Genomic DNA, 17,748 nt, shown 5'->3' on the forward strand with positions numbered 1-17,748 from the left:
CTGATAGCGGGCCTCATACGTTACCCGCGCGCCGAGGATGTAACAGGGCGTTTTTGTTACCACGCACGTCAAACCATCTGCGTCGCGGCAAGGCCCCGCCAGCCGGCAACAATGCCACAATAGCGGCCTGCTACCGTTTCGAGTCCAGCTCAGCCACCATGAAAATCCTTAGCCTGCGCCTGAAGAACCTCAACTCGCTCAAGGGCGAGTGGAAGATCGATTTCACCGCCGAGCCCTTCGCCAGCAATGGCCTGTTCGCCATCACCGGGCCGACTGGCGCAGGCAAGACCACGCTGCTCGATGCCATCTGCCTGGCGCTGTATCACCGCACCCCGCGCATGGACAAGGTCGGCGGCGAGAACGAGCTGATGACCCGGCACACGGCCGAGTGCCTGGCCGAGGTCGAGTTTGCAGTGAAGGGGCAGGGTTATCGGGCGTTCTGGAGCCAGCGTCGCGCCCGCGACAAGGCCGACGGTGCGTTGCAGGGCGCCAAGGCCGAGCTGGCTCGGCTGGACGGGCAGATCATCACCGACAAGCTCAGCGAGAAACCCAAGGAAGTGGAGCGTCTCACCGGTCTGGATTTCGGTCGTTTCACCAAGTCCATGCTGCTGGCTCAGGGCGGTTTCGCGGCTTTTCTCGAAGCCTCCGCCAACCAGCGTGCCGAGTTGCTCGAAGAGCTGACCGGCACCGATATCTACGGGCAGATTTCCCAGCGGGTGTTCGAGCAGACCCGCGAGGTGAAAGCCACCCTCGATCAACTGCGCGCCCGTGCCGAGGGCGTCGAGCTGCTGGACGACGAACAACGTCTGGCGCTGGCTGACGAGGCGGCGCAGTTGGCGGTCGATGAGGGCGAGGCACAGGGCGCGTTCGCCGAGGCTGGCCGCCAGCGCCAATGGCTGACCGACCTGGCGCGTGCCGAAGGCCAGGTGGCGGCTGCCGCCAACCAGGTGGAAGTTGCCAACCAGGCCGAGCGCGACGCGGTCAGTGACCTGGCGCGTCTGCAACTGAGCGAGCCCGCCCGGCGCCTGCAGCCGCTTTACCAGGCGCGGCGCGAGGCTGGCCGTGCCCTGGCCGCCAATCAAGAGCAACAACGTAGCCACCAGCAGGCATTCAGCCAGGCCGGTGAGCAGTCGCACGGCAGCCTGGAGCAGGCCGCACGGGCCAGCGCGGCGCTGGCCCTGGAAAAACGCCAAGCCGTGCAACGGCTCGATGATGAATGCCAAGCCCTGGATGCCCAACTGCAGGCCACCGCTGACCATGAGCGCCTGGCCGCGCAGCTCAGCGGTTGGCAGCAAGCCTTTCAGACTCGCGATCAGCTGTTTCAGACGCTCACTGCCTTGCAGACGCGCCAACAGGCGGGAGCAGGCCAGTTGCAGCAGTTCACCGCGCAACTGAGCGGCCTCGCCCAATCGCTGCAGGCCGCCACCCAGGCCAGAACCGCAGCGGAGCGAGTGGCCGACGAGGCGCAAGGGCGCTGGCAAGCCGCCCTGGCCGGTTACAGCGAGGCGCAATGGCGTGAGCGCTGGCAGCAGGTGCACGCGCGCGGCAGCGCCCTGGAACAACTGGCGCAACTGGCCGAGCGGCGCAGGCAATTGCTTCAGCAGCGTGAGCGCACGGCGGCCGGCCTGGCCCGTCAGCAGCAGAGCCTGGTCGAGCAGGAGGCCGCGCGCTCGACACTACGTGAGCGCTATCGCGAGGTGAAGCAGCGCTTGGCCGACCAGGAAAAACTGCTCGAACAGGAACAGCGCATCCGCGCGTTGGAAACCTATCGCGCGCAGTTGCAGGCCGACGAGCCCTGTCCGCTGTGCGGCTCCATCGAACACCCGGCCATCGCCGCCTATCAGGCGCTGGACGTCTCGGCCACTCAGCAAGGGCGCGACGAGGCGCGGCATGCGCTGGAGGCGCTGACCGAACAGGGGCAGAACCTCAGCAACCAGGTCGCCACCCTGCAGGCCCAGGTGGTGCAGAGCCAGGAGCAGGATCAGGAGTTGCAACGCCAGCTCGATGCTCTGGCGGCGACCTGGCAGCGCCTGGGCGAAGCACTTGACCCGCTGCCCGAAGACGATCAGGCCCTGGCCGCTGCGCAGACCCGCCAGCTCGCCGAGCATGTCGAGATCAATGCCACCCTCAGAACCCTCGATGGCCTCAAGGTCGAGCTCGAGCGCGCCCGGCAGAGCGCCAACATCGCCGGCCAGAAATACACCGCGGCGCAGCATCAGCAGGCCGCCATCGAGCATGAGCGTGATCTTGTGGCGGCCGCTCAGCAGGCGCTGGACGAGCAGCTGGGGGCCCAGAAGGAACGTTTGAGTGCATCGCAGGCCGAACTGGCCGCGCAGCTGGCGAGCATCGGCCATGAGCTGCCGGATGATGGCGCTGCCTGGCTGGCCGCCCGCCAGGCCGAGGCCGCTCGCTGGCAGGAAACCCAGCAGCGACGCCAGGCGTTGACCCAGCAACTGCCGGCGCTGCAACACCAGGCCAGCGAGGCCGACAAGCAGGCGCAGCAGTGGCAGGCGCGCTGGCAGGAGGCAGGCGGTGTGCCGCTCGCAGGCGAGTTGATGGAGCAGGCGGCGGCACGTCTCGAGGCGGCCCAGATCGGCTGGGAAAGTGCCGAACGGCGCTGCCTGGAGCTGCGCATCACCCTGGACGCTATCGCCCAACAGCAACTGGCGTTGCATGAGGCCGAGCAGACGGCAGCGCAGCAGTGGCAGGCGGCCTTGGCTGGCAGCCCGTTCGCGGACGAGGTGGCATTTCTCGCCGCTTCTCTCGAAGACGAACAACGCGAACGGCTGCAGGCGCTCAAACAGCGCCTGGAGAAAGCCCAGACCGAAGCCCGCGCCCTGCAGGCCTCGGCGCAGGCGCAACTGGCCACGCTGCAGGCCGAGCCACAGACCGAACACGATGCCGCTTACCTGGATGAACGGCTGCAGGTCTTGCAGGCGACCTTGAGGCAGCTCGGCCAGCGCCAGGGCGAAATCCGCGGGCAATTGCAGGGTGACGAGCAACGGCGGCTCAACCAACAGGCGCTGTTCGAGGCCATCGCCCGGCAGCAGGGCGAGTATGACGGTTGGCAGCAGCTCAACAGCCTGATCGGCTCGGCCGACGGCGCCAAATACCGGCGCTTCGCCCAGGGTTTGACCCTCGGCCATCTGGTGCACCTGGCCAACGGGCAACTGCAGCGCCTGCATGGCCGCTATCAACTGGCGCGCAAATCCCTGGGCGAACTGGAGCTGGAGGTCGTCGACACCTGGCAGGGTGATGTGGCGCGTGACACGCGCACCTTGTCCGGCGGCGAGAGCTTTCTGGTCAGTTTGGCGCTGGCCCTGGCGCTGTCCGACCTGGTCAGCCACAAGACACGCATCGACTCGCTGTTTCTCGATGAAGGTTTCGGCACCCTGGACGGCGAAACCCTGGAGGTGGCCCTCGATGCACTGGACAATCTCAACGCCAGCGGCAAGATGATCGGCGTGATCAGCCACGTCGAGGCGCTCAAGGAGCGTGTTGCCGTGCAGCTCAAGGTCAACAAAGGTGTAGGCATGGGCTACAGCACCCTGGAGAAACGCTATGCGATTTGAATTTCTGGCAGCGTGCCTCTTGGCAACCAGCCTCGTGCATGCCGAAGACGTACAGAAAGACCACGGCCTGCAGCCAATGGACGAGCGCGGTTGCGTACTCGGCAATGCCGGCATGCAGGCGCCGACCTTGACGCTGATGGCCGCTGCCTATGGCGAGTCCGAAGCGCGCAAGGACATGGCACTGGCGCAGATGAAACAGGCGCTGGAGGCCGGCTGCCCGGTCGACGAACCGGACCAGATGGGGCTCTCGGCGCTCAATGGCGCCATTCTTTATAACGAGCCGGAGCTGGTGAAGCTGCTGCTCGCCCAGGGTGCCGATCCCAAGCGCAAGATCGTCAGCCCGAAGACCACGGTCAACGGCCTCGACTCCTTCGCTTTTCTCGATCTGCTCGACAAGCGTGACGGCAAGCGTGATCGCCAGGCCATCCGCGCGCTGCTGGCGGCGCGCCGCTAGCGTCTCGCTTGTGGTCGGGGAGGTGATTGGCCGCGGTTGCAAATTCACCGCGGAACCATGTGGCGGGTAGGGCTATCTGTTGTAGGTATTTTTAATCGCCTCGTGCAGAAAATTACCTATTCAGGGATGCCCATGCATAGACGTAACCTTCTCAAAGCCTCCATGATGCTGGCCGCTGCCAGTGGCCTGCCGGCCAGCCTGTTCAGCCTGCACAGCTTCGCCGAAACCGCTGACGGCGAGGCCGAACCCTTCGACTTCAAGCAACTGCAGGCGCGCGCCAAGAGCCTGGCTGGCCGGGCTTACAAGAGCACCGCCGAAGTGCTGCCGGAGACCCTCGCCAAGCTGACGCCCCAGCAGTTCAACGCCATCCAGTACGACCCGGCGCACTCGCTTTGGAACGAACTTGGCGGACAGCTGGACGTGCAGTTCTTCCACGTCGGCATGGGCTTTCGCCAGCCGGTGCGCATGCACGCCGTCGACCCCAAGAGCCGCCAGGCGCGCGAAGTGCATTTCCGCCCCGAGCTGTTCGAGTACGGCAAGAGTGGCGTGGACGTCGCGCAGCTCAAGGGTGACCTGGGCTTTGCCGGCCTGAAGGTATTCAAGCAGCCGAACATCGCCAAGTACGACATCGTGTCGTTTCTCGGCGCCAGCTACTTCCGCGCGGTGGACAATACCGGCCAGTACGGCCTCTCGGCGCGCGGCCTGGCAGTCGATACCTTCACCGACACGCCAGAGGAGTTCCCTGATTTCACCGAGTTCTGGTTCGAGACCCCGGACAAGGACGCTACCCGCTTCGTGCTCTACGCCCTGCTCGATTCGCCGAGCGCCACTGGCGCCTTCCGTTTCGATATCGACTGCCAGGAAAAGCAGGTGGTGATGGATATCGACGCCCATATCAATGCTCGCAAGACCATCAAGCAGCTCGGCATCTCGCCGATGACCAGCATGTTCTCCTGCGGTGGCCATGAGCGACGCATGTGCGACTTCATCGCCACGGCGATCCACGACAGCGATCGCCTGTCCATGTGGCGTGGCAACGGCGAGTGGGTCTGCCGGCCGTTAAACAACCCGGAAAAACTGCAGTTCAACGCTTTCGCCGACACCAACCCGAAGGGCTTCGGCCTGGTGCAGTACGACCATGACTTCAAGTCCTATCAGGACACCGTGGTCTGGTACAGCCGCCGTCCGAGCCTGTGGGTCGAGCCGACCACCCAATGGGGCGAGGGCAGCATCGACCTGCTGGAGATTCCCACCACCGGCGAAACCATGGACAACATCGTCTGCTTCTGGAATCCCAAGCAACCGATCGAGCCCGGTACCTCGCTGAACTTCGGCTACAAGCTTTATTGGGCCGCGCTGCCGCCGGTCAAACCGACCCTGGCGCAGGTGCACGCCACCCGCTCCGGCATGGGCGGCTTCACCCTCGGCTGGGCGCCGGGCGAGCACTGGCCGAAAGTCTGGGCGCGGCGTTTCGCCATCGACTTCGCGGGCGGCCCGCTGGCGAAAATGGATGCCAAGGCCCAGGTCGAGGTGGTGGTCGAAGCTTCCCACGGCGAGGCCAAGGATTTCAGCATCCTGGCCCTGTACCCGGAGGTGGAAGGTTTCCGTGCGCAGTTCGACTGGTTCCCCACCAGCGACAGCGTCGAGCCGGTGAACATGCGCGCTTACCTGCGCCGCGTCGACAATAAGGAAGTGCTCAGCGAAACCTGGCTGTACCAGTACTTCCCGCCGGCGCCGGCAGAGCGCCGTTACCCGGACTGGAAGAGCGATTCCTGATCGCCTGACAGGTGGCAAGCGCCTCCTTTGAGCGGCGCTCTGCCCACGCTCCTGGCCGGGCTGATAGACTGGCGCACTTTTCCGAATTCCAAGAAGTGCGCCATGGCCCTGCCGTCCACGACCTACAAGGTCGATCTCAACCTCACCGATATCGATCGCAACATCTACGAAAGCCTGCGTTTCACCGTGGCTCGCCACCCTTCGGAAACCGAAGAACGCCTGGCGGCACGGCTGATCGCCTATGCGCTGTTCTACCAGGAGAACCTGGCCTTCGGTCGCGGCCTGTCGGACGTCGATGAGCCGGCGCTGTGGGAAAAGAGCCTGGATGGTCGCGTGCTGCACTGGATCGAGGTCGGCCAGCCGGACAGCGAGCGCATCACCTGGTGCTCGCGGCGTACCGAGAAATTCAGCCTGGTGGCCTACGGTAACCTGCGCGTGTGGCAGACCAAGTGCCTGGACCCGGTGCGCAGCCTGAAGAACATCAACGTCGTCGCCCTTGGCCAGGAGGCACTGGCCGAGCTGTCCCAGGATCTGCCCCGTTCGCTGAGCTGGAGCGTGATGATCAGTGACGGCGAGCTGTTCGTCACCGACGAGCGCGGCCAGCACGAGATTCCCGTGGAGTGGCTGGCCGGCGAGCGAGACCTGAGCAACTGATGCAACGCCGGGCTTCGGCCCCCGTGTTAACCGCAAGAGTAGAAAACCCGTCCATGCGTATCGAGTCCCGCCCGCTTCCCGCCTCCCTGCCTGACCTGGGCAACCTGCCGCCGTTGTTGACCCGTCTTTATGCCGCTCGTGGGGTGCTCTCGGCAGTGGAGCTGGAAAAGGGCCTGGCGCGGCTGATTCCGTTCAGCCAGCTCAAGGGCATCGATGCCGCGGTCGAGCTGCTGGTTGAAGGCTTGCGGCAACGCCAGCGCATGCTGATCGTCGGGGATTTCGACGCTGACGGCGCCACGGCGAGCACCGTCGGTCTGCTCGGTCTGCGCATGCTGGGCGCCGCCCACGTCGATTACCTGGTGCCCAATCGCTTCGAGTACGGCTACGGCCTGACCCCAGAGATCGTCGCCGTGGCGCTGGGCCGCGAGCCTGAATTGCTGATCACCGTCGACAACGGCATCTCCAGCATCGAGGGCGTGGCCGCGGCCAAGGCCGCCGGCCTCAAGGTGTTGGTCACCGACCATCACCTGCCGGGCCACGAGTTGCCGGCGGCCGATGTCGTCGTCAATCCCAATCAGCCGGGCTGCAGTTTCCCCAGCAAATCACTGGCCGGCGTCGGGGTGATCTTCTACGTGCTGCTGGCGCTGCGCGCGCGGCTGCGCGAACTAGGCTGGTTCACCGCCGAGCGCCCCGAGCCGAACCTCGGCGAGCTGCTCGACTTGGTGGCCCTGGGCAGCGTCGCCGACGTGGTGCCGCTGGACGCCAACAACCGCATCCTGGTGCATCAGGGCCTGGCACGCATTCGCGCCGGCCGCGCGCGCCCTGGGTTACGTGCGCTGCTGGAAGTGGCTGGCAAGCAGCACGGGCGGATCACTTCGACCGACCTGGGCTTCATCCTCGGGCCGCGCCTGAATGCGGCGGGGCGCCTCGATGACATGAGCCTGGGCATCGAATGCCTGCTCTGCGAGGACGAAGCCCTGGCCCGCGACATGGCCGTGCAGCTCGACCAGCTCAACCAGGACCGCAAGGCCATCGAGCAGGGCATGCAGCGCGAGGCCCTGGCCCAGCTCAAGGACCTGTCGCTGGAAAACCTGCCGTTCGGCCTGTGCCTGTTCGAGGCGGACTGGCATCAGGGCGTGATCGGTATCCTCGCCTCGCGCCTGAAGGAGCGTTATCACCGCCCGACCATCGCCTTCGCCGATGCCGGGGAGGGCATGCTCAAGGGCTCGGCGCGTTCGGTGCCGGGTTTCCACATCCGCGATGCGCTGGACGCCGTGGCCTCGCGGTATCCGGGGCTGATCGGCAAGTTCGGCGGCCACGCCATGGCCGCTGGCCTGTCGCTGTCGGCCGAGCATTTCGAGACCTTCGCCAAGGCCTTCGACGAGGAAGTGCGTCGCCAGCTCTGCGAGGACGACCTGACCGGCCGGCTATTGTCCGATGGTGTGCTGAGCATCGATGAATTCAACCTGCCCCTGGCCCGCGAGCTGCGCAACGCCGGCCCCTGGGGGCAGCATTTTCCCGAGCCGCTGTTCCACGGCGCCTTCCAGTTGGTGCAGCAGCGTATCGTCGGCGAGCGTCACCTGAAGGTAGTGCTCAAAAGCGAATGCGGCGCCCTGCAACTCGACGGCATCGCCTTTGGCGTCGACCGTGACGTGTGGCCCAACCCGACCGTGCGCTGGGTCGAGCTGGCCTACAAACTGGACGTCAACGAGTTCCGCGGCCAGGAATCGGTGCAGTTGCTGATCTCCCACCTGGCGCCGCGTTAGCAGGCAAAAACTACCTGGTGGTTCAGGTTTGAACGGGGTTGGCTTCAGGCCTGTCTATTGATTGGGCTGGGTGGTCGTTCGCGCAATATTCAGACGCAATCTGTAACCGACGACGGCCCGGCTTCCCAGTAGATTCGTCCGTTCCTGAACCATTGGAGAACTCCATGAATACGCGTGGCTTGCTCGACCAACTGCTGAAGTCCGGGCAGGAATTGCTGCAACAGAAAACCGCTGGCAAGTCTTCGTCCGGGCTCGGTGGTGCACTGGGTGGCCTGCTCGGTGGCAACGCTGCTGGTGCCGGCAAGAGTGATAACGGTGGCATCGGTTCGATGCTCAAGGGCGCTGGCGGCGGCGCGGCCCTGGCCATGCTGCTGGGCAACAAGCGAGTGCGCAAGGTCGGCGGCACGGTGGCGATCTATGGCGGCCTGGCCGCGCTCGGCGTGATCGCCTACAAGGCTTACGGCAATTGGCAGGCCAAGCAGGCGGGCGCGCCCAAGGGCGAGCCACAGACGATCGATCGTTTGCCAGCGCCCGAAGCGGAGCTGCACAGCCAGAGCATCCTCAAGGCGCTGGTGGCGGCGGCCAAGGCCGATGGGCATGTCGACGAGCGCGAGCGCGAACTGATCGAAGGCGAGTTCAGCAAGCTGGCCAGCGACAGTGAAACCCAGCGCTGGCTGCATGCCGAGCTGAACAAGCCGCTGGACCCGGCTGACGTGGCGCGCGCCGCCAGCACCCCGGAAATGGCGGCGGAAATGTACGTGGCCAGCGTGCTGATGGTCGACGAGGAGCATTTCATGGAGCGCGCCTACCTGGACGAACTGGCCCGTCACCTGAAGCTCGACCCCGCCCTCAAGGCGGAGCTGGAAGCCCAGGTTCGCCAGGACCTTCAGTAACCCTTCGCATCTGCCTGTCGGCGGCCCCAGGTTGTCCGGCAGCTGTCCCCATTCTCCCTCCGCATGTCCGGGCGCCTGTTCTACAGTAAATAGGCCTGGTCTCGCTTGCGCTGCACTCGCAACGCCCCTAGAGTCCGGCAGCATGAGCTGCGGGCGCTGTCCTACGGCTGGATCAGGAATATCGGCAGATGGGGTTGAATGTGAAGAACTGGACAGTTCGCCAGCGTATCCAGGCAAGTTTTGCGGTCATCATCGCCATCATGTTGTTGATGGCCGCTGCTTCCTTCGAGCGTCTGCTCAAGGTCGAGGGCGGTGCTACTCGCCTGCTGGATGACGCCATGCCCGGCATGTTCCAGATTACCCAGGTGCGCAGCGCCTGGACGGATATGTTCCACCAGACCATCGTTCAGGTCAGCCTGCGTGAAACGCACACGCTCAATGATGCGGACAGGCAACTGGTCAAGGGAGCCACCGACAAGTTGGCCACGTCGCTTGCCGATTACCGCGCCACCATCCGGGACGATGCCGACCGTAGCGCACTCGACGCGTTCGAAAAGACCCGTGACCTGTTCCTCGTGCAGCAGGCCGAGGTTCTCGACCTCTACGACCAAGGGCGTCAGGCCGATGCCGAGGCGCAGCTCACCGGCCAGCTCACCGACACATGGAACGAAGGCCGCACCCAGTTGACTTCGATGATCGAACTCAATCGTGACGTGGCCTATTCTTCGGCGGGCGACATCGTGTCGGCAGTCAACCGCGCCGAGCTGAGCATGGCGATTTCCGTGCTGTTGGCGATCATCGCCGCATTCGTGTGCGGCTACTTCCTGATGCAGGCGATTACCCGTCCGGTGCAGCAGGTGGTCAATACCCTGCAGACGCTGGCCAGTGGCGACCTGACCGCGCGCCTGAACCTGGGCCGCCGCGACGAGTTCGGCGCCATCGAAACCGGCTTCAACGGCATGGCCGAGGAGATCAAGACCCTGGTCGCTCAGGCCCAACGCTCGGCCGTGCAGGTCACCACCTCGGTCACCGAGATCGCCGCCACCTCCAAGCAGCAGCAGGCTACTGCTACCGAAACCGCGGCCACCACCACGGAAATCGGCGCCACCTCGCGGGAGATCGCCGCCACTTCGCGCGATCTGGTGCGCACCATGACCGAGGTTTCCGGCGCCGCCGAGCAGACCTCGACCCTGGCCGGTGCCGGGCAATTGGGTCTGGCGCGCATGGAAGACACCATGCACCAGGTGATGAGCGCTGCCGAACTGGTCAACGCCAAGCTGGCGATCCTCAACGAGAAGGCCGGCAACATCAATCACGTGGTCACCACCATCGTCAAGGTCGCCGACCAGACCAACCTGCTGTCGCTCAATGCGGCCATCGAGGCCGAGAAAGCCGGCGAGTACGGTCGCGGCTTCGCCGTGGTGGCCACCGAAGTGCGTCGCCTGGCCGACCAGACCGCCGTCGCCACCTACGACATCGAACAGATGGTGCGCGAGATCCAGTCAGCGGTATCCGCTGGGGTGATGGGCATGGATCGTTTTTCCGAAGAAGTGCGCCGCGGCATCACCGAGGTGGGTCAGGTCGGTGAGCAGTTGGTGCAGATCATCCATCAGGTGCAAGCCCTCGCGCCGCGCGTGTTGATGGTCAATGAAGGCATGCAGGCGCAATCCACCGGTGCCGAGCAGATCAATCAGGCTTTGGTGCAGCTTAGCGAGGCGTCTTCGCAGACCGTAGAGTCGCTACGCCAGGCCAGTGCCTCCATCGACGACCTCAACCTCGTGGCGAACGGTCTGCGTACCGGCGTCAGCCGCTTCAAGGTCTGAATCGATGGTCGAGGTAGGCAGGCCTTCGCCGGGGCGGCGTAGCCCGGGACAGCTGTTCCTGCTGTTCAGCATGGGCAGTGATCGTTACGCGCTGGACGTTCACGAAGTGGTCGAAGTGCTGCCGTTGCGCCGCTTCAAGCACATTCCTGCGGCGCCTGCCTGGGTCGCCGGGCTGTTCGTGTTTCGCGGCACGCCGGTGCCGGTGATCGACCTGACCGCCCAGGCGCTCGGCCAGCCCGCGGTGGTGCGCACCAGCACCCGGCTGGTAGTGGTGCATTACCAGCCACGGGGTGATCAACCGGCGCGCTGGCTGGGCCTGATTCTCGAACAGGCCAGCGACACGCTACGCAGCCCCGCCGAGGCCTTCGTGGAGAGCGGCGTCAGCCTGCCGGAGGCCCGCTATCTGGGGCCGGTGCTCAAGTCCGAGCAGGGCCTGGTGCAGTGGGTGCGGGTTGCCGACCTGCTCGACGAAGCGGTTCGCGACCTGCTGTACGCGGCAGTGGCGGAGGGCGGTCGATGAACCCGCGCTTCGAGCAGTTGCTGCACGGTTTGATCGGGCTGGATGCCGAATCCGTTGGCCAGATGGTGATCGAACGGGCGGTTCGCCAGCGTATCGCCGCCCTTGGCTGTGCCAACGAGGATGCCTACTGGCTGAAGGTGCACAACTCCGCCAGCGAGCAACAGGCACTGGTCGAAGCGGTGGTGGTGCCGGAAACCTGGTTCTTCCGCTACCCGGAATCCTTCGTTGCATTGGTCAGCCTGGCCCGCGAGCGCAGCACGCAACTGGCCGGTGCCCGGCCACTGCGCATCCTCAGCCTGCCGTGCTCGACCGGCGAGGAGCCTTACACGATCGCCATGGCGCTGCTCGACGCCGGTTTGCCGGGCGATGGTTTTCGCATCGATGCCATGGATATCAGTGAGGTCAACCTGCAGCGCGCCGAGCGGGCCCTGTATGGCCGCAATTCCTTTCGCGGTGATGACCTGAGCTTTCGTGATCGTCATTTCGCCGAAACTCCTGAAGGTTTCGAGCTGCGCAGCGAGGTGCGACGCAAGGTGCGCCTGCTGGCCGGCAACCTCCTGGCGCCCGGCCTTCTGGCCGGTGAAGCGCCCTATGATTTCGTGTTTTGCCGCAATCTGCTGATCTACTTCGACCGGCCCACGCAACACACGGTGGCTGGCGTGCTGCAGCGCCTGATGCGCGACGACGGCGCATTGTTCATCGGCCCGGCCGAAGCCAGCCTGTTCAGTCAGGTGGGCATGCAGGCGCTCAACATCCCGTTGGCTTTCGTATTCCGCCGCCAGGCACCGCGGCCGGCCAGCGCGCCGGCTCAGGCCGTGCCGAGCGTGACGGCGCGGGCGCGACCTGCGCCTGTGGCGATGCCGGCTGCCAGGGCACCGGCACCGGTGCGGCGTACGCCGCCTGCGGTGCCGGCACCTGCCGCGGGCGCTGCCGATACCGCGCTGGATGAAATCGCCGCGCTCGCCAATGCCGGGCGTAGCGCTGAGGCGCGTGCCGCCTGCGAGCGTTACCTGGCCGCCCATGGGCCGACCGCCCAGGCGTTCTACTGGTTGGGGCTGCTCAGCGACGTGGCTGGACGTAGCGGCGAGGCCCAGGATTATTACCGCAAGACCCTGTACCTGGCGCCGACCCACGCCGAGGCCCTGGCGCACCTGGCGGCGTTGCTCGCCGCCCGCGGCGATATGGCCGGCGCCAGGCGCCTGCAACAACGGGCGGGCCGTGGAGTGAGCCGTGATGAGCGATAGCCTGCTGCCGCTGAGCGATGCCGAACGTGACGCGGTCGACGACTGCTGGAACCGTATCGGCGTGCAGGGCGACAAGTCCTGCGAGCGGCTGGTCAAACACATTCACTGCCGCAACTGTGAAGTGCATGCCGAGCTTGCCACCCGCTTGCTCGACCGTTTCGCGCTGCAGCGCGACGACAGCCAGCCGGAGGAAGAGTGGGTCGAGCAGGACAGCGGCGAGCGCCGCTCACTGCTGTTGTTCCGTTTCGGCGATGCCTGGCTGGCGTTACCGACCCGCGCGCTCAGCGAAGTGGCCGCCAGTACGCCGATTCATTCCCTGCCACACCAGCGCTCGCTGGGGCTGATCGGCGTGACCAACGTGCGCGGCGCCCTGGTGGCGTGCTTTTCCCTGGGCGAGATGCTCGGGCTCGACACCGGCGAGGCGGTCAGCGAGCGGCGCGTGGTGCCGCGCATGCTGATCTTCAACCTGGCGGACGGGCCGGTGGTTATTCCGGTCGACGAGGTCGAGGGCATCGAGGCGATCGCCGTTGGCCAGATCGTCGAGTCCGGCGCCGGCAGTGTACCGGTGGGCCGCCGGTTCGCGGCGGGCGTGTTGCAATGGAAGGGCCGTAGCGTGACCCTGCTCGACGAGCAGATCGTGCAGCAGACCATCGCCAGGAGTCTCGGATGACGCCCGATCAGATGCGCGACGCATCGCTGCTGGAGCTGTTCAAGCTCGAGGCCGAGGCCCAGACCCAGGTGCTCAACAGCGGCCTGCTGGTGCTCGAACGCGAGCCGCGGCATGCCGGCAGCCTGGAGGCCTGCATGCGCGCGGCCCATTCGCTCAAGGGCGCGGCGCGTATCGTCGGCCTCGATGCCGGGGTCAAGGTCGCCCACGTCATGGAGGATTGCCTGGTCGAGGCCCAGGAAGGGCGCTTGCTGCTCAGTCCCGAGCATATCGATGCCTTGCTGCAGGGCGCCGATATCCTGCTCGGCCTCGGAACGCCGGCGCAGCCCGGAGTGGTCGCCCCCGATATGGACGCGCTGGTGGCGCGCCTGGGAGCGCTGGCGCGTGGGCTTCCGGTCCCGCCCTCGGCACCCGCTCCGGCTCAGCCGGCCGTCACCGTTACCCAAGCCGTCGCGCCACCCGAGCAGCCTGTAGCCCCGCCCGCTGTCGAGCTGCCGGTCGTTGCGCCGCCTGCCCGCGCGGAGGCCAGTGAGCCGGCCAGTGAAGGACGGGCGCGCATTCTCAGGGTCAGCGCCGAGCGCCTCGATCACCTCCTGGATATTTCCAGTAAATCCCTGGTGGAATTCCAGCGCATCAAGCCTCTGGGCGACAGTCTGCAGCGCCTGAAACGCCTGCAGGCCACCGCTCGCCGCGCGCTGGATGTCGCCCGCGAGGCATTGCCCAAGGGTGCGGTGGATGCCCAGGCCGAAGCCATGTTGCTGGAAACCCGCCAGGCCCTCGGCGAATGCCAGCAATTGCTGGCCCAGCACATGACCGATCTGGACGACTTCGGCTGGCAGGGTGGGCAACGCGCCCAGTCCCTCTATGACGCCGCGCTGGCCTCGCGCATGCGGCCATTCGCCGATGTGCTGGCTGGCCAGGAACGCATGCTGCGTGACCTGTCCCGATCCCTGGGCAAGCAGGTACGTTTGGTCGTCGAGGGCGAGGGCACCCAGGTCGATCGCGACGTGCTTGAGCGTCTCGAGGCGCCGCTGACGCACCTGTTGCGCAACGCCCTGGACCATGGCATCGAAACGCCGGAGCGCCGCGTGGCACTGGGCAAGCCTGCCGACGGGCAGATCCTGATCCGCGCCCGTCACCATGCCGGCATGCTGCTGCTGGAGCTGCGCGATGATGGCGGCGGTGTCGATCTGGAAAAGCTGCGCCGGGCTGTGGTCCAACGCGGCTTCGCCACCGAGCAGACCGGCGAGCAACTGACCGAGGAGGAGCTGCTGGCTTTCCTGTTCCTGCCCGGCTTCAGCATGCGCGACCAGGTTACCGAGGTGTCCGGCCGCGGCGTCGGCCTGGACGCCGTGCAGCACATGGTGCGTCAGCTGCGTGGCGGCGTGCGCATGCAGCAGCGCCAGGGCGAGGGCTCGACTTTCCACCTCGAAGTGCCGCTGACCCTGTCGGTGGTGCGCAGCCTGGTGGTCGAGGTGGGCGGTGAGGCCTACGCGCTGCCGCTGGCGCATATCGAGCGGATGACCCGCCTGCAGGCCGAGGACATCGTGCAGCTCGAAGGCCGCCAGCATTTCTGGAGTGGCGGGCAGCACGTCGGCCTGATCGCGGCCAGCCAGATTCTCCAGCGCCCGGAAGGCAAGCCCAGCGACAACGGCATTCCGGTAGTGCTGATCCGCGACCGCGACAGCCTGTTTGGCCTGGTGGTCGAGCGGTTCCTCGGTGAGCGCACCCTGGTGGTGATGCCACTGGATGCACGGCTGGGCAAGGTGCAGGACGTCTCCGCCGGCGCCTTGCTGGACGACGGCACGCCGGTGCTGATCCTCGATGTCGAGGACATGCTGCACTCGGTGGCCAAGCTGCTGGGCAGCGGGCGCCTGGAGCGGGTCGACCGCAGCGCCCGGCAGATGGCCGGCAGCAAGCGCAAGCGCGTGCTGGTGGTCGACGACTCGCTGACCGTGCGCGAACTGGAACGCAAGCTGCTGCTGTCGCGCGGCTACGACGTCGCCGTGGCGGTAGACGGCATGGACGGCTGGAACGCGCTGCGCGCCGAGCACTTCGACCTGCTGATCACCGACATCGACATGCCGCGCATGGACGGCATCGAGCTGGTCACCCTGGTACGCCGCGACAACCGTCTGCAATCGCTGCCGGTGATGGTGGTGTCCTACAAGGATCGTGAAGAAGACCGCCGGCGTGGCCTGGACGCCGGGGCCGACTATTATCTTGCCAAGGCCAGTTTCCATGACGAGGCGTTACTCGACGCCGTGGTTGATCTGGTAGGGGAACCGCACGAATGAGGATCGGAATCGTCAACGACATGCCGCTGGCAGTCGAGGCCATGCGCCGTGCGCTCGCCCAGGAACCGGCCCATCGCATCGTCTGGGTGGCGGGCAACGGCGCCGAAGGCGTGGCCTGCTGCCAGGCCGATCTGCCCGATCTGGTATTGATGGACCTGCTGATGCCGGTCATGGACGGTGTCGAGGCGACGCGGCGGATCATGGCGCAGACGCCCTGCGCGGTGCTGATCGTTTCGGTGGATATCGAGCAGTACGTCAATCGTGTGTTCGAAGCCATGGGCCATGGCGCCCTGGATGCGGTCAACACGCCGTCATTGACCGGCCAGGGCAGCGACGCAGCGGTGCTGCTGCGCAAGATCCACAATATCGGCTGGCTGATCGGCCAGAGCAGCAGTCGCAAGGCCAGTGTCGCAGCCACGGCACCGGCGAGCTCTACGGCGCGCCGCTTGGTGGCGATTGGCGCTTCGGCGGGAGGCCCGGCCGCGCTCGCCTCGCTGCTCAAGCAACTCCCCGATGATTTCAACGCCGCCGTGATGCTGGTGCAGCATGTCGACGAGGTGTTCGCCGCCGGCATGGCCGACTGGCTGGCCGGCGAATCGGCCCTGCCAGTGCGCCTGGCCCGCGACGGCGAGCAGCCGCAGCCGGGCCTGGTGCTGCTGGCCGGCACCAATAACCATATGCGTCTGCAGCGCAACGGCACCCTGACCTATACCGAGGAGCCGCGCAGCCACGCCTACCGGCCTTCCATCGACGTGTTCTTCGACAGCGTGGTCGAGCACTGGAGTGGCGAGGCCATCGGTGTCTTGCTTACCGGCATGGGCCGCGATGGCGCCCAGGGCTTGAAGAACATGCGCAGCCGCGGTTACGTCACCATCGCCCAGAACCAGGCCAGCTGTGCGGTGTATGGCATGCCCAAGGCCGCCGCCGAAATACAGGCGGCCAAGGAAATACTCGCGCTGGAGCGCATCGCACCGCGTATCGTCGAACTGTTTGGCTGATAGACTGACTGATACCCACGCAGACCCGCCTTCAATCGGTCCGGAGACCTACATGCAAGCCCCATCCCATTCCATGGAAGAATTCGGCTCACGCAAGGATGGCGCGGTCATGGTGCTGCTGGTCGATGACCAGGCGATGATCGGCGAAGCGGTGCGGCGCGAACTGCTGGGCGAAGAGGGTATCGACTTCCATTATTGCTCCGACCCGACCCAGGCCATCGCGGTGGCCGAGCAACTGCGGCCAACGGTGATTCTGCAGGATCTGGTGATGCCCGGTGTCGATGGCATTACCCTGCTCGGTGAGTACCGCGCACGGCCGGCGCTGCGCGACGTACCGATCATCGTATTGTCCACCAAGGACGACGCCACGGTGAAGAGCTCGGCATTCGCCGCCGGTGCCAACGATTACCTGGTCAAATTGCCCGACACCATCGAACTGGTGGCGCGCATTCGCTATCACTCGCGTTCCTACATGGCCCTGCAGCAGCGCGACGAAGCCTACCGCGCCCTTCGCGAGAGCCAGCAGCAACTGCTGGAAACCAACCTGGTGCTGCAGCGGCTGATGAACTCCGATGGCCTGACCGGACTGTCCAACCGTCGCCATTTCGACGAGTACCTGGAAATGGAATGGCGCCGTGCGACCCGCGAGCAGACGGCGTTGTCGCTGCTGATGATCGACGTCGATTTCTTTAAGAGTTTCAATGATCGTTTCGGTCATGTCGCCGGTGACGATGCCCTGCGCCGCGTGGCCGCCGCACTGCGCAGCAGCTGCAGCCGCTCCACCGACCTGGCCGCGCGTTATGGCGGCGAAGAATTCGCCATGGTGCTGCCCAGTACCTCGGCCGGTGGCGCACGCTTGCTGGCGGAAAAAGTACGCCGTGCGGTGACCGACCTCGGTATTCCCCATGACAAACCCGAGCCGGGCTCGGTGCTGACCGCCAGCATCGGCGTCGCCACCCTGGTGCCGCGTGTCGGCCAGACCTCCCTGCAACTGGTCAACATCGCTGACCAGGGCCTGTACATGGCCAAGCAGGCCGGTCGCGATCAGGTCGGCATGGTCAACGACACCAGCGCGCTGTCCTGA

At 65.8% G+C, this 17,748-nt stretch carries 13 protein-coding genes; all 13 read left to right on the plus strand.

Annotated features, from left to right (window positions below; genetic code table 11):
- Positions 1–158 precede the first annotated feature (158 nt).
- On the plus strand, positions 159–3,572 hold the full coding sequence (locus tag BVH03_RS21120) for an AAA family ATPase (protein WP_075963028.1): 3,414 nt from the start codon (positions 159–161) through the stop codon (positions 3,570–3,572).
- A gap of 19 nt (positions 3,573–3,591) precedes the next feature.
- Complete coding sequence (locus BVH03_RS21125; RefSeq protein WP_143486025.1) at positions 3,592–4,026, plus strand: hypothetical protein; 435 nt, start codon at positions 3,592–3,594, stop codon at positions 4,024–4,026.
- Positions 4,027–4,158: 132 nt separating this feature from the next.
- A complete protein-coding gene (locus BVH03_RS21130) occupies positions 4,159–5,802 on the plus strand; it encodes a glucan biosynthesis protein D (RefSeq protein ID WP_075963030.1) in 1,644 nt (547 codons plus the stop codon).
- A 102-nt stretch (positions 5,803–5,904) separates the two neighbouring features.
- Entirely contained in the window at positions 5,905–6,456 is a 552-nt protein-coding gene (locus BVH03_RS21135; protein ID WP_075963031.1) for a YaeQ family protein, read from the plus strand.
- A gap of 53 nt (positions 6,457–6,509) precedes the next feature.
- Complete coding sequence (gene recJ / locus BVH03_RS21140) at positions 6,510–8,222, plus strand: single-stranded-DNA-specific exonuclease RecJ (RefSeq protein ID WP_075963032.1); 1,713 nt, start codon at positions 6,510–6,512, stop codon at positions 8,220–8,222.
- Positions 8,223–8,386: 164 nt separating this feature from the next.
- Positions 8,387–9,115 (plus strand): tellurite resistance TerB family protein, encoded by a 729-nt coding sequence (locus BVH03_RS21145; RefSeq protein WP_075963033.1) that lies wholly within the window; start codon positions 8,387–8,389, stop codon positions 9,113–9,115.
- 200 nt (positions 9,116–9,315) lie between these two features.
- Positions 9,316–10,938, plus strand: a complete 1,623-nt coding sequence (locus tag BVH03_RS21150) for a methyl-accepting chemotaxis protein (protein ID WP_075963105.1) — start codon at positions 9,316–9,318, stop codon at positions 10,936–10,938.
- A 4-nt stretch (positions 10,939–10,942) separates the two neighbouring features.
- Entirely contained in the window at positions 10,943–11,458 is a 516-nt protein-coding gene (locus tag BVH03_RS21155) for a chemotaxis protein CheW (RefSeq protein ID WP_075963034.1), read from the plus strand.
- A complete protein-coding gene (locus BVH03_RS21160) occupies positions 11,455–12,702 on the plus strand; it encodes a protein-glutamate O-methyltransferase CheR (RefSeq protein ID WP_075963035.1) in 1,248 nt (415 codons plus the stop codon). The genes BVH03_RS21155 and BVH03_RS21160 overlap by 4 nt, the downstream gene beginning before the upstream one ends.
- Positions 12,692–13,372 carry a chemotaxis protein CheW gene (locus tag BVH03_RS21165; RefSeq protein ID WP_075963036.1) on the plus strand — a complete coding sequence of 227 codons (681 nt, stop codon included), beginning with the start codon at positions 12,692–12,694 and terminating at the stop codon, positions 13,370–13,372. The genes BVH03_RS21160 and BVH03_RS21165 overlap by 11 nt, the downstream gene beginning before the upstream one ends.
- Entirely contained in the window at positions 13,369–15,666 is a 2,298-nt protein-coding gene (locus BVH03_RS21170) for a hybrid sensor histidine kinase/response regulator (protein ID WP_075963037.1), read from the plus strand. Before BVH03_RS21165 ends, BVH03_RS21170 begins: the two co-directional genes overlap by 4 nt.
- A complete protein-coding gene (locus BVH03_RS21175; protein ID WP_075963038.1) occupies positions 15,663–16,664 on the plus strand; it encodes a chemotaxis response regulator protein-glutamate methylesterase in 1,002 nt (333 codons plus the stop codon). Before BVH03_RS21170 ends, BVH03_RS21175 begins: the two co-directional genes overlap by 4 nt.
- A 52-nt stretch (positions 16,665–16,716) precedes the next feature.
- A complete protein-coding gene (locus BVH03_RS21180; protein ID WP_075963039.1) occupies positions 16,717–17,748 on the plus strand; it encodes a diguanylate cyclase in 1,032 nt (343 codons plus the stop codon).

Origin of the sequence: Pseudomonas sp. PA15(2017), from assembly GCF_001945395.1 — a bacterium.
Taxonomy (GTDB): domain Bacteria; phylum Pseudomonadota; class Gammaproteobacteria; order Pseudomonadales; family Pseudomonadaceae; genus Aquipseudomonas.